The organism is Methanosarcina sp. (genome assembly GCF_028693135.1).
GTDB lineage: Archaea > Halobacteriota > Methanosarcinia > Methanosarcinales > Methanosarcinaceae > Methanosarcina.
Map to the genome: position 1 here is coordinate 1 of NZ_JAQUVZ010000059.1, position 20880 is coordinate 20880.

The window sequence follows — 20880 nt, forward strand, 5'->3', positions numbered from 1 at the left end:
GCATATCAGTACATATGGGATAGAGTGAGCAATAAATTTGAGATGCCACCTCTGGCTCAAATCATCAGAGAAAAAAGCTCGTTGAGTTGAAAAACAGAGCTTTCCACTCAATTTGAAGGGGATACATAAATTACGTTAAATATTCAATGATTTATTAATTTTGTTTGCTTATCAACATTTGATTGAGGCATTATTTTATAACTGGCTGAAAATTATAGTTTACTCCTAAAATATAGATAGCTTCTTCTTTTTTAATCCAATTAAAATTTTCAAGCAAAGCAAAATAAGGACTAACCTAAATTTCAAGAAAGTATGGGTTACAGGAAAAATAAAGTTTTATTAAGGCATTAGAAAGAAATATTCAGGGAAGAAAATAATAAAAACAAAACTACAACTAAAAAAGAAATCGACCTTAAGGTCGATAGTACTGAATTAGTTGCCGTTTGCCTCTCCATTTTTCAGAAGCTCCACAGCCAGTTCCTTGAGCTTGTATTTCTGGATTTTGCCGCTTGCGGTCAGAGGGTATTCCTTTACTATGAAGACATGCTTCGGAACCTTATAGCGTGCGATCTTGCTTACAGCATAGTCCCTGATATCGGCTTCCGTAAGGTCTGCACCTTTTTCAAGGATAACAAAGGCTCCTACGATTTCTCCGTATTTCGTATCAGGTATGCCAACTACCTGAGCATCTTTGACACCGGGCATTGCGTGCAGGAACTCTTCAATTTCCCGGGGATAGATGTTTTCCCCGCCCCGGATGATCATGTCCTTTATGCGGCCAGTAATCCTGTAGTAACCTTTTTCGTCACAGGTCCCAAGATCCCCACTGTGCAGCCAGCCTTCTTCATCAATCACTTTTTTTGTTTCTTCCGGCATATTGTAGTAACCCTTCATGATATTATATCCACGGCAGCAGAGCTCTCCTACTGTGTTAGGAGGCACTGGCTCATTTGTAGATGGGTCAACTACTCTGACTTCAACTCCAGGGAAACACTTGCCTACAGTCTCAACTCTGAGTTCCACGGGGTCATCGACAGTTGTCTGGGTCATTCCCGGAGATGCTTCCGTAAGTCCGTAGACGCTGGTGATCTGGTGGCAGTGCATATCTTTTACGACCTTTTTCATGGCTTCTACAGGGCAGGTAGAACCAGCCATGATCCCGGTTCTAAGGGAAGAGAGATCGAACATATCAAACATGGGATGGGTGTACTCGGCAATGAACATTGTAGGGACGCCATAAAGTGCGGTACACTTCTCTTTCTGGATTGCAGCGAGCACTAGGAGAGGGTCGAAAACCTCAAGCATAACAAGTGTTGCCCTGTGGGTCAGGATAGCCATAACTCCTAGTACGATTCCAAAACAGTGGAAAAGAGGCACTGTCAGGCAGAGCCGGTCTTCGTGAGTGAACTTCTGGCGGTCGCCTATGGAGAGCCCATTGTTCAGGATATTTTTGCTGGTCAGCATAACTCCCTTCGGAAAACCGGTTGTCCCTGAAGTATACTGCATGTTGACTACATCATCTCCACTGACACTTGCCATAATCTTCTTGAGCTCGTCATCGGGATAATGGCTGCCAAGGAGCATCAGCTCATTGGTATTGTACATACCCCTGTGCTTTTCCTGTCCAACATAAATTACGCTCTTCAGGAATGGGAAATTTTTACTTCTCAGGCGCCCTCTTTCAGAACTCTTGAGCTCCGGGACCAGCTCGTTAATAATTTCAAGATAATCAACGTCCCTGAAACTATCGATAAGAGCAAGTGCCTTCATATCTGACTGTTTAAGCACATACTCAACTTCATGGCTCTTGTATGCGGTATTTACCGTAACGAGCACTGCTCCTATCTTCGAGGTGGCAAACATGAAGGTAAGCCAGTCAGGGACGTTCTTTGCCCAGATCCCTACATGGTCTCCCTTTTTTATCCCTATCGCAAGCAGCCCTTTTGCAAGGTTGTTTACCCTTTCGTTGAATTGGCCATAAGTAAAGCGCAGGTTACGGTCGGGATAAATGATAAATTCGTGGTCAGGGTCTACAGCTACCTGTTTTTCAAAGTATTCTCCAAGAGAATCTTCTATAAGATGCATGGTTTCAGCCTCATCTTCTGGACTATTACTTTCAGAAACTATTTTCAGAAACTACTTTCAGAATCTACTTTCTGAAACTTTCGGCTTATGAATGGGGTTTTTACATCCAGGCCAGTAAAAGGTGTTTCTGAAGTATGTTTAAATCGAGCAGGGAGAATCCGTATCAGTTCTTGCGTCCTCCGGGGAAGTGTCCATTGAAGGGAACATGTGCCTTTTCAGGACCTCGCGGATAGAGTCCGGAAGGGGAAACGCTTTCTGGAGTTTGAAGTCATAATAGACCAGTACCGCCTGGCCTTTGACCTTGAGTTCCCCTTCCTGCCAGGCTTCATGCCCGACAGTAAAGGAACTGTTTCCGATCTTTGCAACGAAGGTCCTGATCTCCACATCGGACCTGAAATACATCTGCTTCAGAAAATCAAACTCAGTTCTTACAAGAATCAGGTGCCACACATCAGGGCTAAGGATAAGGTCCGGGGAGAAAAGCCTGAAAATGGAGTTTCTTCCCGTTTCGAACCAGACCGGAAGGACTGTATTATTTATATGCCCGAGACCATCAATGTCTCCAAAGCGCGGACTAACATTTATACTGAACATTTTGGATTCCCTAGCTCTTAATATTGTACTCAATTATCCAATTTTTAATCTAAACTTTGCCCGTTGAAGTCAATTCTTACTCTCTTACCCATCCAACTGAGGCTCTTAGAGAGGAGCATAGACTACAGCCATTATTCGTGCATCCTCTTTTCCCGTTGCATGGACGTCATGTGGGACAATGGAATCGTAATAGATGCTGTCTCCGATACTCAGTCTGTGAACATCCTTGCCGTAGAAGATTTCAATTTCTCCTGAAAGGACGTAGATGAACTCCTCCCCTTCATGAGAAGAGAGCTTGTGGCTTTCCTCAGGAGAGGGATGGATGTCAATAATAAAAGGCTCCATATGGCGGTCTGCTTTGTCCGAGGCAAGGGAGTAAAACTCAAGAGCACTCTTCTTAGGTCTCTCGGTCTTTCCGGAAAAACGGACCACGTTTTCGGATAGTCCTGCCTTTACCACTACAGGCCCGCTCTGGGGCATGTCGTCTAGAAAAGTCCCGAGACGGACGCCTAAAGCCCGGGCAATCTTTAAAAGAGGGGTTAAGGAGGGAACGAGGGCTCCGTTTTCTAACTGCTGGATTAACTCCACGCTGCTCTGACTGGCTTCAGCCAGTTCTTCAACAGTCATATCCTGGGCTTCTCTAAGATGGCGTATCTTACTGCCGACACGGTTCTCTTCTGACATAATTATGTTTCCTCACAAACATTTTTTAGTTAGAGGGCCTGGCAAAAAAATGTAAACCAGAGTCCCTATAAATAGGCTATAAAGCTTATCCCTTTTGTATCTCTCTATTATAAAAAATATACGTTTAGACCCACTTTTTGAAGTAATAAATTAAAAAACAATTGTAAACAAAAACCAAAAATCGGTTGGAAGAAAAAAGGAAAAATTAGAAAAAAAGAGAAAGTGGAAAGAAGGGAAAAAACTAAAAAAGAGTAAACTTGGGAAACAATAAAAAATTAAAAATTAAAAATTAAAAAGTAAACTGTAAAAAAATACAGTTTTCCTGAACTCACTGAAACTCGAAATTGCACCTAATCCCCTCGGGGTCGAAACAGAGGTTGCAGGATACACACCTTGCCTTTTTAGCCTTTCCGGATTTAAGCTTTAAAAGTAGGTCAGGTTCGCTGATGAACGTCCTGCTCATTGATATAAGGTCTGCAAACCCGTTTGCAAGAAGTTCCTCCATTACAGAAAGAGACCTGATGCCACCTACAAGGATTACCGGGATACCCACTGCACTTTTGATCATCTTTGAGTAGTTCTTGAAATATGCCTCTTTTGCAGGAGAATTAATTGCAGTTTTTATGGTTACCCCGCCTGCTTCGCCTATCCCTCCGCTGACCTCTATTGCACATATACCTGCCTTTTCAAGAATTTTTGCAATTTCCACGCATTCAGGGGAATCGAGTCCCAGCCCTGCCTTCGCTGAGCCAGGTTGGAAACCATCCGTTGCATTCATTTTCACAAGAATCGGAAAATCGTTCCCTACTTCTTCTTTTATGCGCCTTACTATCTCCGTGACTATCCTTGCCCGGTTTTCTACGGAGCCTCCCCATCTATCAGTCCTCCTGTTCGTGTAAGGGGATATAAAGTTGCTTAAGAGGAAACCGTGGGCGCAGTGGAGCTGGACTCCGTCAAAGCCTGCCGCCTTTGCCCTCACAGCCGCCAGGGTAAAAGCCTCAATCATTTCCAGGATTTCCTTTTCGGTCATCTCCCTGGGGACTACTGACGAATGCCCGTTTTTGACCACTGACGGAGCAATCGGAACCGGGTATTCGTCCGAAGTGTCTGCCTGCCGTCCTCCATGCACTATCTGGAGCACAATTCTGCTTTTGTACCTGTGTACCCTTTCGGTTATCTTCCGGTATGGCTCGATGAAACGGTCATCATAGATACCTTGCTGCAAGTTATCGCTCTGACCGCCTGGAAGAACATAAGAATATCCGGTTATGATCATCCCGACTTCATTTTTTGCAAGCTCTTCATAGAGGTCTCCAAGCCTAAAAGTGGGCGTCCCGTCTTCTTCGGCCATGAACTCATGGGTCGCAGATCTCACAAAGTGGTTCTGCAGCTCCATGTTGCAGACCATGATAGGGTCAAAAATCATAGAAAAAGATAGGAAAAGAAAGGGTAAATAATTTTCCCGGAGCTTAATCGTGTGAGCTTGAAGCTTCCGAAAACCTGACCCCTCAGTCAAAATTTATCCCATAGATATGAATAATTACTATAGAATTCTTAAATTATAAACTAGCAAATAAAAACAAAAATTATAGAATCTCAAATAAAATCAAAAATTGTCAAATGGCAAATAAAACCAAAAATTGTAAACTTGCAAATGAAAACAAAATATCAGGGGTGGGGAAATGCTTAAAATGAAATACATAACATGGACGATGCTTCTTATTTTGCTTGCAGTTATGTTTCCTGGCTGTGCTTCGGATGAATCCGGGCCTGAGCAGGTCAACGAGACTCCTGTAGCCGAAGATACAGCTCCCGAAGGGGAAACTCTTAGCGGGGAAGCCCTGTATACATACGTAACAGAAGAAAACAAGTATCAAAACTGGAATCTCCTGCCGGGCACGACAGAACTCACTGCCGGAAATAGTCCACATGGAGCTCTTGTTACAATCTATGCCTCGGATGAAGCAGTTTCTGCAATTGAGGAAAAGGCCGGGGTTATGCCTTACAATAGCACAATTTTGAAAGAGAATTATAATTCCGATGAAGAGCTGGTCGCGGTCACTCTGATGCATAAGGTCGAAGGTTTTGACCCGGAACACAATGACTGGTACTGGATGGTTTATGACGTAAACGGAAGTATACAGGCAGAAGGCAAGGTGGAGAGCTGTTACAACTGCCACAGTCAAAGGGCAGATAACGACTATATATTCAGAGGAGACCTCAAGTAAAAAGTAAATGCAAAAAGTCCAGAAAAATAATACCTATTCTTATCAAAAAATTTCCAAAACAGAGCCGAAAGATATGGTGTGGAAGAGGAGAACTGTTAAAGGGGAAAAATGTTTAAGGGGAAAAATGTGAAAGAGGAAAGGTTTTTCTTTAAATATTTTCCTCAAATTCTTCAACTCTTTTTTCATCAATTGCTTCTTGCATCTGCTCGTTTTTCACCTTGATGGAAAAAAGGGTGAGGAAAAGCAGGAAATAAGCTATGAAATTGACAAGGAGGGTCAGTTGAAGCGCCGTTCCTTCAAGTCCTCCTCCGCTTCCACCTGTGTTTCCTCCAAACATAAGGGGATGAGCCGAGCGCCAGAGTCGGATTGAAAAGAAACTCAGGGGTACGGACATGAAGCCTAAAATTCCGAAGACTGCCGAAAGCCGGGCTCTTTTTTCAGGCTCTTCGAGGGCTTTTCTGAGCATCATGTAGGCGAGGTAAACAAGGAAGAGAACCAGGGAGGTGGTCAGCCTGAGATCCCAGATCCAGTACCAACCCCAGGCATCCTTTGCCCAGATCGAACCCGTAACAAGCACAAGGAATGCAAAAAGGGTTCCTACTTCAGCAGCCGAGCGGGCGTAGATATCCCATTTGAGAGATTTTTCCCGGAGGTAGAGGATACTTGCGGCAAATACAACTCCAAAGGCCAGATAAGATATAATTGCTATTGGCATATGGAAGAAAAAGATCCTGAAGCTCCCGCTCAGAACCTCGCCTGCTTCGCCCTTAATCGGAGGCAGGTAGAAAAAGATCATGTATATCGCAAGAAGCATTACACCGGCAGTTGCAACTGCCAGCACTCCGGTTTTTCTGGAATTTGATGCCATTTTGTTCACGTGTTTTGATAGGTTAAGATAACAAAAATTCAATACCGATACTTGTTATTGACTCGATTCACGATAAATTAAGGAAGGATGCCTATGACTTCAGTCGTAGGAGGAATTCCGTCAACTTCCAAATTCTCTGTGGCATATTCATATCCATCTGCTCGACTCAAAATATTACAATATTTATGATTAATTCCCTGCCCTATTCTAACACCTTCTTTATTTTTAATATCAAAATACCCTGTTTTTCTACAAGCTACAGCACCAAAAAGAATTCCTTTGTGTTTTCCTTTCGGAACAACCGCTTTAACAATATCTCCTGTTTGGAATCCAAAGAAACTCTTTTGTCTACTCAGATACCCTCTAGGAAATCCGTACTTATCAAGATTGGTTCTGCAATGTGATCCTCTACCTTTTGCTTTTATGTGAAGTACTGAATTTGTTTTGAATCTAATTTCATTTGGTGTTGAAGCACCAACACAAATTGCATCAAAATGATGATCTTTGGGTAGATTCAACCTGATTCTATTCATCTTCGTTCTTGCACCTGTGCCACATTCGACTTCAAGTCCCTTTTCTGTGAGTGTGTTGTAGACTTTCCATCGTGTAGCAGTTACGAGTGTAGCATCCCTCAGTGGTATTCTTGCTTGTTTTTGAATCTCAGGATACCCGAATTCTTCTGCTGTCATGGTTCCTTTTGCTTCATTGCAAGTCCTGCAGGCTAATGTTAGATTGGAAACTCTGTCAGTTCCTTTTCTTGCTCTTGGAATTATATGTTCTATCTCCAGGGGAACATTCTCTGCTCCGCAATATGCGCATTTTCTCCCCCATTTTTCAAGCAAATATTCCCTAACTTCGTATCCCTGAAGTTCTCCCTGCTGATATTCAACACCTGATATTTCAGGATTTTGCATTAACTGGGTATCAAATTTGGCATTTTCATACGAAATATGAGTCAAAGGACATAACTTTTGCAGTTTAGCAACCCAATTTTGGATGTTGTCTACCCTGCTTTGCAGGGATGGAGGAAGCCAACCTTCTTTTCGTTTTCTGTTGTTGAATCTGGGTTTTCTATATCTGGTTTTTCTATTTCGTCGAGTTCTCCGCATTTCTCTGCGGCTATCCATATTGCTTTTAATACTGGTTTTGTGATGGATTTGAGCAAGCCCAATTACTTTAGAACCATTTAAGATAGCTAAACCTGTGTGTCGGCTTCCATAGTCTATTTTTAATCGGAATTCAGCTTTATTTTCGGAATTTTTCAACTCTTTTAGTCGAATTGTGAATGGATATTTTTTATGAATAACAGCTTTTCCTGTTTTAAGCAATTTTCTGGCAACTGCTGAATGACAGGGACTTAATGGTTGTTTGTTTTTGTTTAATACGAAAATCATAATTGGATTTCTCCGATCTCAGAAGTAAGATGAATCCTGCTTCCGGTAACGCACGTTCGTGTCTCCTCTCGCTAATGTTGGAAATGCTTGACAGGTATAATACACCGTTCCTACCCTACAGAACTTTTAATATTATACAACAGAGCTACAAGCTGAGGAAGCACCTGCAGGTGTTATGACAAATCCAACGTAGTAAATTAATACTTAAGCTGGTCAACCAAAGCACTATTACATGCCTGCCAATTTATTGGCGGGTAGTTGACTTCGTTTATTATTGATTCGATTTTGATCGCTGTCTTGAAGATTCTTCTGTTTTACTATTTTCCTTTTACCTTCTTTTTTCTTCTCGTCCTTCTTTTTTCCTGCCCGAAAAACCTTAGTCAGACCTCAGTCCGAAACAACATATTCAAAGACCAGATGCGAGATTACAAAGAACACAAGGTCGTAAACTGCAAGCAACCTGATTTCAGGAACCAGATTTCCAATGCTGTTGCCGGCAAGAACTCCGGCAGTTGCTTCCACTGCAGGAATCAGGACAGGCAGGAGGACAGGCAGGAGAAGGACAGGCAGGAGAAGTTCTCTGGTACGGGTGCCAAGGGTAAGGGCAGAGAGCAGGGTCCCGACAGCAATAAATCCGAAAGTCCCGAGGAAGAAGATGAGCAGGAGCAGGAACAGGGTTCCGATTCCCAGGCTGTAATTGAAAAGTATGATAAAGAAGGGCAGGGTTACAGCTTCCATAAGAAATACTATCGCAAGGTTGGAGAGGATTTTCCCGGTATAAATCGCACCCCTGTCCACAGGGCAGAGCATAAGTGCTTCAAGACATCCGTTTTCAGTTTCCATTACGAAGGTCCTGGAAAGCCCGAGCATCCCGGCAAAGGTGAAAGCAATCCAGAGCACGCCGGGAGCAAGTTTTTCAACTTTCTCAGCATCCCCGAGAAAATCCCCGAAAGAAACGCTGAAGACCACAAGCACCAGAAGCGAGAAAATGAACATTGAGTTGAGCATCTGTTTTGTCCGGAACTCGGCTTTAAGGTCTTTTGCAGCGATATAAAAGCTCCGGATCATTTTTTAAACTCCTGTTTTCACATTACCTGTTACTTTATCCTGATTTCAATATTTGTCTTTTTATACTTACGTTTTTTAAATATCCTTTTTTTAAATATCCCTTTTTTAAATATCCCTTTTTTAAATATCCCTTTTTTAAATATCCCTTTTTTAAAATATCCATTTTAATCGTATTTTTCTTTCTTAACTTTCGGGCTCATGCGAGCATGGAGCCGCATTTTTCCCTGAATTCCTGAAACCCTGAGAAATTTGTCTTAAATCCATCATATACAAACTTTCCTTTATCCAGGATCAGGAGCCTGTTGCAGAGGGCAAAGCCCCTTTCAAGGTCGTGGGAAACCATTAATTTTGTGCTTCCCTGGAATTCAGGGCTTTTAAGGAGATTTTCGAAAACCAGGGAGGCTCCGGGGTCAAGCCCTGTATATGGTTCGTCCAGAAGGAGGAGGGAAGGTCTGTGAAGCAGAGCCCTTGCAATGGAAAGCCTCTGTTTCATGCCTCTTGAAAAAGTGCTGACCCTTTCGTCCGCTTTTGTTACAAGCCCGACCTCTTTTAAAAGCTGTAAAATTCTCTTTTCGAGTTCCTGACCATCAATTCCATACATCTTTCCGAAAAAATGCAGGTTTTCTTTTGCAGTAAGATCTCCGTAGAGGTAAGAATCGTGGGAAAGCATCCCTATTTCTTTGCGGACTTTTTCGGGCTCTTCAGTTATATTAAACCCGGACACGAAAACAGAACCTGCGGTAGGTTCTATCAGAGTTGAGATCAACTTCAAAAGAGTGGTCTTTCCAGCCCCGTTTGGGCCAAAAATAACCGCGAATTCGCCTTTTCTGAGGTCAAGGTCAAGGGCTTTCAGGACAGGAGTTTTCCCGAAAACTTTTGATAGTTCCCTTATAGAGACCGCGTTTTCCATCGGACCTACTTTGAGAATCCCTCTAAATTAATCTTTTTATATGGTCTGTGCTGTTTCGGCCCGTAACTTTGCACTGGATTATGGTTCTTTATAGTCTAATGCTCTGTATTGTGGCTGTCTGAGGCATGAACGTTATAGTCTGTGCGTGACTTGTCTATGCATTACTTGTCTGTGCACTACTTATTTGTGCACTACTTATTTGTGCATGATTTTTTCGCACAGTTCCGGATCTATACTGATTTTATCTACAGAGCCTGTCTTCAACAGTTATTTCTTAAAACTCCTTAGTATATTCTGCAAAAACCCCTTCTTTTCAAAGTACTGCTGGTGGTAATCTTCTGCCATATAGAAATCAGAAACCGGTACTATCTCGGTTACGATAGGGTTTTTGAAAGCCTCTGACTTCTCTAGTTCTTCCTTTGAGGCTAGAGCAGCAGCTTTTTGCTCCTCGCTGTGGTAAAAGATCGCAGAGCGGTACTGTTTTCCTACATCAGGTCCCTGCCTGTCCTTTGTGGTCGGGTCATGGACCTTCCAGAAGACCTCCAGCAATTCATTATACGAAACAACTTTGGGGTCGAAAATGACCCGTATGGCCTCTGCATGTCCGGTATTAAGGGTGCAGACCTGCTCGTAAGTAGGCTTTTCAAAATGCCCTCCACTGTAGCCAACCGCAGTTACAACCACGCCTTTTACCTGTCGAAAAGCCTCTTCGATTCCCCAGAAACAGCCTGCAGCAAAGGTCGCCTTTTCCAGTCCCTCTCCAGGATTTTCAAATACGTCCTTACTCTCTTCAGGTGTTGCGTTTCTCTGTTCATCCTTTTTATTTTCTTCCACTATCTTCCCCCCAGTCTTCAAGAAAATCAGGTCTGCCTTATGATCAGGGTATATCCCACAATCGAAGCATACCGCATAATAAAGGTATAGCTTATTCAGGATAATACCCTTTTTCTCTGATCAGGTTTTACCGTATTTCCCCATCAGTTCCCCTTCGGCAATGATGTGCCCTATCATTTCGTTTTCAAGCTCTTTTCTCCCGGCTCCTGCTTTGAGCTCAAGCTGCCTGTCCAGTGCATAAACCTTGAAGAAATATCTATGCGTTCCTGAGGGAGGGCATGGGCCTCCATAGCCGATCTTCCTGAAATTATTGATTCCCTCAATCCCAGGGATACTATCTTCGTCTATTTTTGCCACCGGCTCAATATTCCAGACGACCCAGTGAGTAAATGGATTCATGGGAGAATCAGGATCGTCCATGATCAGTACCAGACTTTCGGTCTCCTCCGGAATGTTCGCAAATTCCAGAGGCGGGTTTATGTTTTCCCCATCACATGTATATTTTCGGGGGATAGTACTGTTAGATTCAAACGCGCTGCTAAAAACCTTTATAATCTGGATGTCCATATTCTCATCCCCTTTGCCGGTATCGGAAGACTTTTCATCTGCAGGTGCTTCAGTCTGCTCATTTTTTATACATCCCGAAATCAGGAGCACTCCTGCAAACAGGAACATTAAAACAACTGCTCCGGCTTTTCTGTTCATAAACCCTCAGCAGGAAACCCCTGAATCTTTAGCTCAGGGAAGGAATGCGTAAACTTCCCCATCCTGCTCTATTGAATTAGTTTTTTATCAATGTAATGAGGGCGAATAAATCACCCTCCACCTACATACGTAGGGTAATGCGTATCCGAATTGTGGAGTCAATTCAGGAATCCGTCCTCCTCTCGATCTGATATGGAAAGGTTTAACGATGCAAGCACTGTCCCTACCTCTCAGGACTGTTTAACCTGCATCCTTAGAGCCTTAAACTGAGGCGACATCCAAGGGTAACTATTTCTTTCCTATCGTTTACCGATTTTCCAAAGCTCCTAATCGGTGATCTGGTCAACCAGGGCTTGTTAGACAAGCCCCTGAGTCTTTAGCTCAGGGGTAGTTGACGCACAGCACCAGTTCCTGAGATCAGAGAAAATTGCTTAACACTATAATGTTAAGGCTAAAGAGATATAACCTTAAGGATTTTATCTCAGAACCTTATCTCAGAACCCGACTTTAAAACTTGAATTGAGATACCATAGTATAAACTAATTTGAAACCCGACCTTAAAGCCTGAACCTCTGAAAAATAACTTAAATTGACCAGACTTAAATTACCCGAACTTAACTTCCAGTACGGTTTAAGTCCGTTTTCCGGAATTACCTGGCTGCACAACAGGTATCGATACCTCCGGTAACCTGAAAACCAGGTTTAGAAATAAACTGTGCAGCTCAGGAACAATTTTTAAAGTCATCCTGGATAAGGATGGAGCTCTAAAAGGCAGATAACTCAATCTTCAACATCAAGAGACTGAATTATATCGTGAACTGTAAGTTCCCCTTTACCTACGCGCCGTACAAGCGGATAAATAAATGCGCAGTCATCAATTGCTGCCCAGCGAGCTTCACCTACGCGTCTTATAACATCGTTCATAACTTTGCCACAATCGTTGCAGTATCTTGCATCGCTCTCTATTCCACAGATTTCGCATTTCATAGAAAATACCCCAATTAATCTATTATGTGCCTGTCGAAAATAAATAAATTTTGGTGATAGGTGATCATAATTGCACAGGCATTGAAAAACGGGGACCGAAATGTATTGCTGGTACAGTGTCTTATCCTTTAAAGTCGTCCGGGTTTTCACCTTCAGTCCGCCCTGATTCTCCCGGGAAAGATGGAATTTTCGGAAATCTGATCCATCAGGAGATCTTTTTCAGATAACATCAGGTAACGGTCAGGTCAGGCAAGGTTGGCAATAATCTCGTTTATCTCTTCTACCCCGGAGCCCTTGACCATGATCTCTTCTTTGCTGCGCGCCCCCAGTCTTAGTTCCACAGCCTTTTTTATCTGGGGCTGAGCCCAGACTGAGTTCCTCTGGATTTTCGGAACGGTGCCCAGGGTTTTCAGAAGGGCAAGTCCTGCCACATCGTTTGCAATCACATCCGGGCTTGCCAGGATAATTCCCGGCTCCCTCAGGGTCCCTATATTCGGGCCTTCAGTCACAAAGCACTTTGTCGCATCCGAGATATAGAAATCAGGCTTATAAGCGAGGTTAGATTCGGCAATCATGTTTCCGAAGAGCGTATCCATCCCCTGTCCGTGAGGAAGCTGCCGCCTGTCTCCGTCTGCGGTTATGCTGATCTGGGACTTAAGGCCCATAGTAAACGTTGCAGTCCAGTGAGTCTTGATTACCGGAAGGGCAATCGTGTAATCAACTGATGACAGAAGCTCAGGCACAAAAAAGCCGATGGGCCAGGAAGAAGCCCCGTCAGGTTTCACATGCCAGCGCTTCATATGATCAAAGGTCAGGATTTCGTCCACCCCTTCGACTTCCGCAATCTGCCAGAGCCCAAGCTTCTTCATCACATTTTCGGTATCCAGGGTAGTCATAGACTTTTCAGCCACAATTATTTTTCCCGGGTTGTATCTTTTTACTTCCCTGATAGCTCCCCTCAAAACCTCGGGGTTTGTCGAACCCGGAGCAGGGTCTGCAGTGTTTGCGTTAGGCCGGATCAATACAGTTGTCCCTTCCTTAATTCCGAGCCCACCTGCAAGTTCCACAGCTGTCCTCACGGATTCAAGGGTATCCTTACTTCTTGAAAATCCAACAATTACCATCTCAAACTCCCATAGAGTAATATGTAACCCGAGGTATAAAAACCAGAAATACAATGGATTTCTGTGTACTTAAGCGAAGAGCAGCCGCTGATTACTCAGTTGATATTTTGAAAATATCCCAAAACCGTAGATATGTTTTTACTCGCGCGCCGTACAGGGCTGTAACCGCCTTCCAGCCAGAAAAATTCTATCAGAAATGCTCCGCTAGTCGAAAAATCTACTCTTCTCCTCTAGAACCTCTTTTGACCCGCATAACCTCGAAAGCCTCCGCCAGCCTGTCTGGTGGTCTATCGAAAAAAAGAAATAAGAAATAAGAACGAAAAAATAAAATAGAAAAATTCTTTTTTAGATCGAATTTAATTCTATCTTGTTTGGTACTTATCTGTCGGTTTTTTCTTCTTCTTTCCTGTTGATTTTTTGTTGATTTTCGGTTAAATCTTATAGGCTTCCCCGGTCATTTCTATCGATTAGTTTTTTACAGTGTTCTCAGTAGTTTTCACTTTCAGGCTCTTATTTTCTCTTCTTTTTTTATCTGAAAGCCGCTCTCCTGCGTCGAGCGTGACAAAAACGACACGGTACAGCAAATAAGGTTGCCCGGTTCAGAACGCTCTAATTTCGTCCTCTTGAGCGCAGTTCAGTATTAACATCCATAATTTAGTCCCCTGAGCAAAGTTCACTGCTAAAATCCATCAAGTAGTCCTCTTGAGCGCAGCGAAAAGGACCGCGTACTCCCGAGGCGCAACTCGGGCGGGACAAAAACGACACGATAAAGCGAATAAGGTTGTACGGGTCAGAACGATTTAATTTCGTCCTCTTGAACGCAGTTCAGTATTAACATCCATAATTTAGTCCACTTCAGCAAAACTCACTGCTATAATCCATCAAGTAGTCCTCTTGAGCGCAGCGAAAAGGACCGCGTACTCCCGAGGCGCAACTCGGGTGGCGCAACTCGGGCGAGTCGCTATTCGTGCTAATCACAACTCGGGCTAATCACAAATCGTGCTAATCACAACTCGGGTGTCACTGGCGTAACTTGCACTCACACATCTCTATGAGCGCCCCTTCTCCAATCCTGGACCCACGGGCAATAAGCGTGTCTCCTGCCTGGACAACATTATTGCCTTTGGGAGCATAGACCCAGCGTTCTGCTCTCTTGATCGCCATTACATGCAGCCCGGTTTCGGTTTCGAGTCTCAGTTCTGAGAAGGTCTTGCCCACTATTGGAGAGCATTTTTCTACCTGGAGCCGGGTGATCACTTCTTCGGAGTTTCGGACTGCAAGGGTAATGATTGGGTGGAGCTCAATATCCCTCAGGACGGTATCTGCAATCCCGTAGGCGGCGTCAGAAATCGCTTCCGAGGCACTGGCAAGGTGCAGGATTCCCCTGAGCAAATTTACATCTTCAACGTGTTTTGCGGTTTCAAGCACCCAGTGCTGAAGTTCGTACTTCATGGAATCCATTTCGGACTCAAGGGCACTGACCTCATATGCGATATCCTCGTTATCGAAGAGGATCGCAGAGTAAGCAAGCCCGACCGAGAGTTCAGACATGTTTTTCATGTCCACGATTATGTCTACGGCGTGTTCAAGGTCCTTTAATGCTGTATCGTGTTCTATTTCTTTCGGAACAAACTCCCTTGTCGTCGCCATTTGAAATAAAAGAGGAACTCCTTCATCATGCCCTCTGGAGATCAGCACATCTCCCTGGCGGATCCGGGTCTCCTTATCAGGGTCATAAATCCAGTCCTCACTTCTGCGGATTGCAATTACCCACATCCCGGTTTCGATATCAAGTTCAAGGTCGCCAAGAGTGCGTCCGGCCATTACAGATTCAGCATCAACAGTTGCCCTGACAATGGTTTCTTCTGCTTCCCTCAGGGCTACCTTCAGCTCCATAGGAATACCCATGTTCATGAGAACAATTTTGGCAATGTCGCCCGCAGCGTTTGCTATATTTTCCGAGGATGCAGCAACCGTCAAAACTCCAAGGAGTTCTTCAGCTTCATCAACCCTGCGGGTGCTTAACATTGCAGCCATCTTCATATTATAGTCGAGGGTATCCATTTTATCTTCAAGGTTAAGCACCTCTTCTGCGATGTCCTCATCATCATAGACCATTGCGGAATACGCCAGGTCTACCATGAGTTCGGAAGTATCTTTCATCTCAGTCAAAAGGTCTATAAGATTCCTTGGACTGTATCTGAATTCTTTAGGGAACATGGTCTCTGTATCAACTCTACCTTATTGTTGGTGTGTATGAGTATATACCTCATAGTAATTATTAATTATTGAATTATTACGAGTTGGAAGGCTTAATAAATTAAATAAAAATGTTCTGGATAAAAGTGATATTATTAACTTGCATCCCATTTATAAAATCTCCAGCAAATGCAGGGCTATGAAGATTCCCATAACCCCCACAAGGTCTCCAAGACTTGCTATAATAGGTATAACAGTATCATCAGGATCTATCCCGAAGCGGTGAGAAGCAAAGGCGATGGCAATCGTTGCAGAGTATACAACTGTAAGTTCTATAACTACTGCAATAAGGCTGATTTCCAGTAGGGTAAGGAAAGGCATCCCAAACCCCATGAATTTGCTTGCAAAGAAAACCAGCACACTGACAGAAATTGAAGAAACAAAGCCCACAATTGCTGCTGCAATAACGCTGTTATGTACCACAGGGTTCCTGTAAATCCGGTCCCCAAGCCCCATGTGGAAGGCAGATGAGAGTCTGGCACCCAGCATGCTGCCCGTGTCGCCTCCAATCTTGATAAGGGAAGGGATAAGGATCAGGATTGCAGGCATAGAAAGCAGGCTGTTTTCTCTTGTGTTAAGTATCTGCCCGACAATGATCCCTATTACGCAGGTAATCGAAAGAACGGGAAGCCCACGCTGGATAATACCCCTTACAGTGTAATAGCTGGTCTGGCTCCCTTTTTTTCTCAAAGCATCATCACCAGTTTTGCTGAAAGAAAAAGCATGAACATGGAAACGATATCCCCGATAGTTGCAATTGAAGGCGTAACAACATTATCGGGATCGAAGCCGAACCTGAACATACCTATGGCAAGCAGGACAGCAACAAAAGAAAGGATTACTCCGGAAGTAAGGGCAGAAATCACACAGATCAGGATAAGTTTAAAAGCCCCCGCACTTTCAAAACCCAGAGCAAGGGTAACAAAATGTCCTAAAAACCCGAGCAAGATCGCCATTAAAAAACCAAGAAGAAGAGAACCTGAAATATTATTTGTTAGCTCAGGGTTGTTCCTGTCTATGTCAGTGATCAGCCCCATATGAATTGCACTGCCCAGCCTGGAACCAAGGGTTGAGGAAATATTCCCGCGTAGCCCGAGCAAACCAGGATAAATAACAATTAATCCGGGAATCATTTCAAGTTCACTGGTCATTCCCGATAAAATGATCCCTGCAATGACCCCACCTACAGTCGCCATAAGTTCAAAAGGCAGCGCCTCGCGTACTATTGAAGAAACACTCGCATACTCGCTGAGATATCTGTCTATATACTGGGATTCGAAGATATCTTCATCCCTGTGCGACTCTGGGGGCATGCGACTGTATTTATACGCCTATATTATTAAACTAATGGGTAACTCTCTAAAATTTAATAACTATACAATCTTTCTGTGTGTTCGGTGTCATGCTTTATCTGAAGCACTTAGGATGCTGATCCGTGCCATAGGTGATTATTTGTAGAGTAAACTTTTGTAGAGTGAACTCAAAACTCAATTAACCGGCTTTTTCTGTCAATTTTCGGATAAAAATAAATAACTTGCAGCCGTTACCTCATAGTGATACCCATGGTCATAGGAGTTACTATAGTACTAATCCAACTTATTTGCAGTAATAATTACAATTTGATATGTCATGTAGGTGATATTGATGTGGATGTCAATACAAGAAATTAGGGAAGATGAAGCTGTAAAAGAATGGTTGGATAAGTACAAATCAGAAAATACCAAGAATGGGTATCTGAGTGCCATGCGGAAATATGTTTCCATGACTCAAATGACCCCTTCTGAATTGTTGGAAGAAGCAACAAATGAATGTGGGGAACTTCCACCCAAACGTAAATATTTAAGATACCTAAAACAATTTAGAAACTTTCTAAAAAATGGTAATGAAGTGCAAAAACCACTAGCAGAAAAAACTATAAATCACCATATCAATACAATTGTTAGTTTTTATAAAGACTATGAAATCCCTATTCAGAAGCCGCCTATTAACAAATCTGCCAAAAATATAGAAAAAAATGATGAAGTCCCTACAGTTAAAACGATGTATAAAATACTTCGTGCTTCAGATTTGTTATTGAGGACATATATTCTAGTCGCCACAAGTTCAGGATTATCTGTTTCTGATATAGTCAGGTTGAAAGTAAAAGATGTGCGAAATATTGATGATGGCGGCATTGCTACATTGAAATTGAGAAGGCATAAGAGTGATACTCCATTCTATACTTTCCTTTCACCTGAAGCTACAGAAGCCGTTAAATTGTATATGGAATGGAGAAATGGTAAAGGAACTGGAAAAGGCAAAATTGGTGAGATATGGCGGGAAAAACACAGAATAAATTCTGATGAAGATTTTTTATTCATTAAAAATAAAATTATATATAAAGATTATAAGAAAGCTTTAGAAAAAAGTTATAAAGATGCTGATGAATATAGGCAATTAAGTGAATACAATGTAGCTGAATGCTTTAGATACCTATGTAAGAAACAAGGGTGGGAAACTGAAAAAGGGAATTACAATACAATACGTAGCCATATTTGCAGGAAATATTTTATCAGTACATTAGAAACTTATGGGATGGGAATAGGGGAAATCCATTTTCTATCAGGAAAAGAGTTACCGAAAGGCTACCAAACATATTCTAAACCTGATGGATTCAGAGAAGATGGTGTAAATGAATGGAAGGCACGTTATAAAAGATATGTAAATCATCTGATGTTTGAGAAAGAAATCGTTGATGAAACCGATAAGAGATTAGAAGTATTCGTGGAAGAATTCAATAAATATAAAAAAGATATGGAAATAAAAATGCTAGAAATCGAAATGAATACTTCTATAAAACCCGATCAACTGGAAATCAAAGATTTGGAATATCAAGTAGAAGAATGTAAAGGATACTTGGAATCTGGTAAAGAACCTGATGAAAGACCATTTAAGAAAGGACAAATGGTTGACCTTACACCTGAAAGAGTAGAATATTATAAACAGCATATTGAATGGTTGGAAGGGGAAATCAGAAGGATTGAATTTGAAATTCAACAAACAAAAGAATATTATCTGAAACAGATTGAAGAAACAAAAGAGAAACATAGTGATTGAAAAATACTTCTCGCAAAAAACGCAACTCTAAAAAAAGTAATAAGAGCCAGTTAGATCATTTGTGTTGGAATTTGGTGAATAATTTAGTAACTGGCTTATACATAGCGATTTCCTCATATTAAATAAACTTTTGCAGTGAGGGTCTATTAATAAGGGGATCGAGGTAATTGTTTGGATTCATCCCATCGTACTCTTATGAAGGGATATAGGTATCTCGAATTTTTGTACGCTAGTGCGAAAATAGTACACAATCGTATTTTTCTAAGGTGCCCTGTCCAAAATTACTCTATTTTTATAGCATTTGTTTAATAAAGTGGTTTTTTTGTACACTAGAAATTCCAATAGTATTTTTTATTGAAAATAATGCCATAACTAATATTTTTTTAATTCATTTGATTTTAACTTTAAATTTACTACTACATAAAGTATGATTAAAGCAGAAAAAATAGAGAGTTGTGTTTTTTCGTGGAGTGATGGAATAACGTTGCTAAAAAATAATTTACTTGTTTCACATCCTATAATAAAACCAACAGCCCATACAAGAGGTCTCTCCGGATTGTCAATAATTTTTATGAAACCATATGTACAAGCGATTAAGTAAGATATTAATGGCAGGTATCCATAAACCAATAGCATTCCAGCCATAGTTTTGATAATAAATAAAGATAATACTATGCTGCAAATGTACCAAATTGGATCATCTTTTATTACTTCTATTAATGAATAGAACCAAGATTTAGTTATTTCAGTTGTCATCGTCAGTTATATATTTAAACATTGGTTAATCAAAATTAATGGGTAGCTATTAATTCTTACTTATGTTAAATTCATGAATGCGTCTACAAAAATCAGGATGATACAAATAACAAAGACTAGAGCTCCAGTTACTTCTAGAACCCGTATTTTCTGTTTGTTACCAAAAACTGATACTATTCCACTTATTATGGCAATTTTAGCTAGCGGTATTAAAAAAGTGCTCATAGAATAACCTTTCTAAAATATTAACAAATATATGAGAATAAACGTTATTTATTCTTTTCCTTCTTGATTAATAACTATTATTGTTACTATTCAGGTTTTAGAAGCGCTATCAGTTGACTACATCTTTAAACAAAGGCATACACTACAACATTTCTAATTTGTAGCGATATCGACAGCAAGGGACTATCTGCAACAAATATACAAATGTTACCTATTTACTAATAATAAACAATTTTTCGCCATCGAGGGCCATACTTCTAAAACGTGAATAGTTACCTATTATTTACAAATATTTTGACTAAGGACCCGTCACAGAACAACTTATGGCAGTGTAGCGAAAGTTCTATAAATTAAGGCAAATTGAAAACCAGAGTTATGAACTTTTACATTCAGCACACATATTTTAGAGTGATTTGACAATTCTCCTAACATTACTTGTCTTAAAATTCAGATATCCTTCCTTTGCTTTTTTCTTCAAATAAACCAAAACATTTCTATGCTTGATTCCTATTTCTCTTGCTCTTTCAGGAGTAAGATTCAGAATAAAATAATAGACTGCCTTTTCATTGATGAAACTTTTTCCCACATATAAAGAAGTGATTGTTTAAAGACACTGCCTTAATCATAAATTTGTCACTCTTTTAATTTTGGATTTCTGTTATAACCTTTATTAGGATTATTTGATTGGAATTCTCTTATGAATTTGTATTCCATTTGATATACTTCTTCTATAGATGCCGTTTCGGATTCCCATATAATTTCTTTCCTTATTGTAAAATCACGTTTTTGATCCCTAGTGAAATCCTTTTCAATAAGATCATTATTGGCACTTCCAAAATAGTTAATGCTATCCGTCCTATCCTGTCCAATGTATATTTTACCATTAGGATATGTTATTTTGTAAATAACTTGCATACAAATACACCATTAATTAAGACGTATCCTCTTCAAATTAAATGGATTTTCAATCGCAGGAAAAATATAATAGTTGCTCCATTTCCTCTTTATCATATCTTGGAGTCACAAAATGGAACTCGAAGCTTTAAAACAATTGCTGGCGTCA

The 20880-nt window shown here is 41.4% G+C and carries 20 protein-coding genes; 2 read left to right on the plus strand and 18 right to left on the minus strand.

Going from position 1 to position 20880, the window contains the following annotated elements:
• Positions 1–432 precede the first annotated feature (432 nt).
• From PHF18_RS16465 to PHF18_RS16480, 4 genes are all read right to left on the minus strand, one after another.
• A complete protein-coding gene (locus PHF18_RS16465) occupies positions 433–2085 on the minus strand; it encodes an AMP-binding protein (RefSeq protein WP_300104652.1) in 1653 nt (550 codons plus the stop codon).
• A gap of 138 nt (positions 2086–2223) precedes the next feature.
• Positions 2224–2679: a thioesterase family protein gene (locus tag PHF18_RS16470; protein ID WP_300104654.1), complete on the minus strand. Its 456-nt coding sequence runs from the start codon at positions 2677–2679 to the stop codon at positions 2224–2226.
• A gap of 105 nt (positions 2680–2784) precedes the next feature.
• Positions 2785–3363 (minus strand): helix-turn-helix domain-containing protein, encoded by a 579-nt coding sequence (locus PHF18_RS16475; protein ID WP_300104655.1) that lies wholly within the window; start codon positions 3361–3363, stop codon positions 2785–2787.
• Positions 3364–3691: 328 nt separating this feature from the next.
• Entirely contained in the window at positions 3692–4789 is a 1098-nt protein-coding gene (locus PHF18_RS16480; protein ID WP_300104656.1) for an NADH:flavin oxidoreductase, read from the minus strand.
• A 256-nt stretch (positions 4790–5045) separates the two neighbouring features.
• Here PHF18_RS16480 and PHF18_RS16485 point away from each other — a divergent pair, with 256 nt between their 5' ends.
• Positions 5046–5591, plus strand: coding sequence for a cytochrome P460 family protein (locus PHF18_RS16485; RefSeq protein WP_300104657.1), 546 nt, complete (start codon positions 5046–5048; stop codon positions 5589–5591).
• A gap of 148 nt (positions 5592–5739) precedes the next feature.
• Here the strand turns inward: PHF18_RS16485 and PHF18_RS16490 are convergent, their stop codons facing one another.
• From PHF18_RS16490 to PHF18_RS16545, 12 genes are all read right to left on the minus strand, one after another.
• Positions 5740–6459, minus strand: a complete 720-nt coding sequence (locus PHF18_RS16490; RefSeq protein WP_300104658.1) for a cytochrome c biogenesis protein — start codon at positions 6457–6459, stop codon at positions 5740–5742.
• Positions 6460–6536: 77 nt separating this feature from the next.
• A complete protein-coding gene (gene iscB, locus PHF18_RS16495) occupies positions 6537–7853 on the minus strand; it encodes an RNA-guided endonuclease IscB (protein ID WP_300104659.1) in 1317 nt (438 codons plus the stop codon).
• Positions 7854–8240: 387 nt separating this feature from the next.
• Positions 8241–8921 (minus strand): heme exporter protein CcmB, encoded by a 681-nt coding sequence (locus PHF18_RS16500; RefSeq protein WP_300104660.1) that lies wholly within the window; start codon positions 8919–8921, stop codon positions 8241–8243.
• Positions 8922–8955: 34 nt separating this feature from the next.
• The gene (locus PHF18_RS16505; RefSeq protein WP_300104661.1) at positions 8956–9084 is read right to left on the minus strand and encodes a hypothetical protein; all 129 of its coding nucleotides are present in this window, start codon (positions 9082–9084) and stop codon (positions 8956–8958) included.
• A 33-nt stretch (positions 9085–9117) separates the two neighbouring features.
• The gene (locus tag PHF18_RS16510; protein ID WP_300104662.1) at positions 9118–9831 is read right to left on the minus strand and encodes an ABC transporter ATP-binding protein; all 714 of its coding nucleotides are present in this window, start codon (positions 9829–9831) and stop codon (positions 9118–9120) included.
• Between the two features lie 267 nt (positions 9832–10098).
• A complete protein-coding gene (gene msrA / locus PHF18_RS16515; protein ID WP_300104664.1) occupies positions 10099–10665 on the minus strand; it encodes a peptide-methionine (S)-S-oxide reductase MsrA in 567 nt (188 codons plus the stop codon).
• A gap of 120 nt (positions 10666–10785) precedes the next feature.
• Positions 10786–11370, minus strand: coding sequence for a YbhB/YbcL family Raf kinase inhibitor-like protein (locus PHF18_RS16520; protein ID WP_300104665.1), 585 nt, complete (start codon positions 11368–11370; stop codon positions 10786–10788).
• A 780-nt stretch (positions 11371–12150) separates the two neighbouring features.
• Complete coding sequence (locus PHF18_RS16525) at positions 12151–12357, minus strand: hypothetical protein (RefSeq protein WP_300104667.1); 207 nt, start codon at positions 12355–12357, stop codon at positions 12151–12153.
• 245 nt (positions 12358–12602) lie between these two features.
• Positions 12603–13481: a DUF362 domain-containing protein gene (locus tag PHF18_RS16530; RefSeq protein WP_300104669.1), complete on the minus strand. Its 879-nt coding sequence runs from the start codon at positions 13479–13481 to the stop codon at positions 12603–12605.
• A gap of 1020 nt (positions 13482–14501) precedes the next feature.
• Positions 14502–15701: a potassium channel family protein gene (locus PHF18_RS16535; RefSeq protein WP_300104670.1), complete on the minus strand. Its 1200-nt coding sequence runs from the start codon at positions 15699–15701 to the stop codon at positions 14502–14504.
• A 150-nt stretch (positions 15702–15851) separates the two neighbouring features.
• Positions 15852–16430 carry a magnesium transporter gene (locus tag PHF18_RS16540; protein WP_300104672.1) on the minus strand — a complete coding sequence of 193 codons (579 nt, stop codon included), beginning with the start codon at positions 16428–16430 and terminating at the stop codon, positions 15852–15854.
• Positions 16427–17053, minus strand: coding sequence for a magnesium transporter (locus PHF18_RS16545; RefSeq protein WP_048124868.1), 627 nt, complete (start codon positions 17051–17053; stop codon positions 16427–16429). The genes PHF18_RS16540 and PHF18_RS16545 overlap by 4 nt, the downstream gene beginning before the upstream one ends.
• 337 nt (positions 17054–17390) lie before the next feature.
• Between PHF18_RS16545 and PHF18_RS16550 the strand changes: the two genes are divergently transcribed.
• On the plus strand, positions 17391–18836 hold the full coding sequence (locus tag PHF18_RS16550) for a tyrosine-type recombinase/integrase (protein ID WP_300104674.1): 1446 nt from the start codon (positions 17391–17393) through the stop codon (positions 18834–18836).
• Positions 18837–19208: 372 nt separating this feature from the next.
• Here PHF18_RS16550 and PHF18_RS16555 read toward each other — a convergent pair whose 3' ends face one another.
• Together PHF18_RS16555 and PHF18_RS16560 are read right to left on the minus strand one after the other, a co-directional pair.
• A complete protein-coding gene (locus tag PHF18_RS16555; RefSeq protein WP_300104676.1) occupies positions 19209–19592 on the minus strand; it encodes a hypothetical protein in 384 nt (127 codons plus the stop codon).
• A gap of 858 nt (positions 19593–20450) precedes the next feature.
• Entirely contained in the window at positions 20451–20732 is a 282-nt protein-coding gene (locus tag PHF18_RS16560) for a hypothetical protein (RefSeq protein WP_300104677.1), read from the minus strand.
• Positions 20733–20880 lie beyond the last annotated feature (148 nt).

Bases quoted from the DNA above. Each gene is read 5' to 3' on its own strand.
- PHF18_RS16465 (WP_300104652.1), bottom strand. From the start codon at position 2,085: ATGCATCTTATAGAAGATTCTCTTGGAGAATACTTTGAAAAACAGGTA.
- PHF18_RS16470 (WP_300104654.1), bottom strand. From the start codon at position 2,679: ATGTTCAGTATAAATGTTAGTCCGCGCTTTGGAGACATTGATGGTCTC.
- PHF18_RS16475 (WP_300104655.1), bottom strand. From the start codon at position 3,363: ATGTCAGAAGAGAACCGTGTCGGCAGTAAGATACGCCATCTTAGAGAA.
- PHF18_RS16480 (WP_300104656.1), bottom strand. From the start codon at position 4,789: ATGATTTTTGACCCTATCATGGTCTGCAACATGGAGCTGCAGAACCAC.
- PHF18_RS16485 (WP_300104657.1), top strand. From the start codon at position 5,046: ATGCTTAAAATGAAATACATAACATGGACGATGCTTCTTATTTTGCTT.
- PHF18_RS16490 (WP_300104658.1), bottom strand. From the start codon at position 6,459: ATGGCATCAAATTCCAGAAAAACCGGAGTGCTGGCAGTTGCAACTGCC.
- iscB (WP_300104659.1), bottom strand. From the start codon at position 7,853: ATGATTTTCGTATTAAACAAAAACAAACAACCATTAAGTCCCTGTCAT.
- PHF18_RS16500 (WP_300104660.1), bottom strand. From the start codon at position 8,921: ATGATCCGGAGCTTTTATATCGCTGCAAAAGACCTTAAAGCCGAGTTC.
- PHF18_RS16505 (WP_300104661.1), bottom strand. From the start codon at position 9,084: ATGGATATTTTAAAAAAGGGATATTTAAAAAAGGGATATTTAAAAAAG.
- PHF18_RS16510 (WP_300104662.1), bottom strand. From the start codon at position 9,831: ATGGAAAACGCGGTCTCTATAAGGGAACTATCAAAAGTTTTCGGGAAA.
- PHF18_RS16520 (WP_300104665.1), bottom strand. From the start codon at position 11,370: ATGAACAGAAAAGCCGGAGCAGTTGTTTTAATGTTCCTGTTTGCAGGA.
- PHF18_RS16525 (WP_300104667.1), bottom strand. From the start codon at position 12,357: ATGAAATGCGAAATCTGTGGAATAGAGAGCGATGCAAGATACTGCAAC.
- PHF18_RS16530 (WP_300104669.1), bottom strand. From the start codon at position 13,481: ATGGTAATTGTTGGATTTTCAAGAAGTAAGGATACCCTTGAATCCGTG.
- PHF18_RS16535 (WP_300104670.1), bottom strand. From the start codon at position 15,701: ATGTTCCCTAAAGAATTCAGATACAGTCCAAGGAATCTTATAGACCTT.
- PHF18_RS16545 (WP_048124868.1), bottom strand. From the start codon at position 17,053: ATGCCCCCAGAGTCGCACAGGGATGAAGATATCTTCGAATCCCAGTAT.
- PHF18_RS16550 (WP_300104674.1), top strand. From the start codon at position 17,391: ATGTCAATACAAGAAATTAGGGAAGATGAAGCTGTAAAAGAATGGTTG.
- PHF18_RS16555 (WP_300104676.1), bottom strand. From the start codon at position 19,592: ATGACAACTGAAATAACTAAATCTTGGTTCTATTCATTAATAGAAGTA.
- PHF18_RS16560 (WP_300104677.1), bottom strand. From the start codon at position 20,732: ATGCAAGTTATTTACAAAATAACATATCCTAATGGTAAAATATACATT.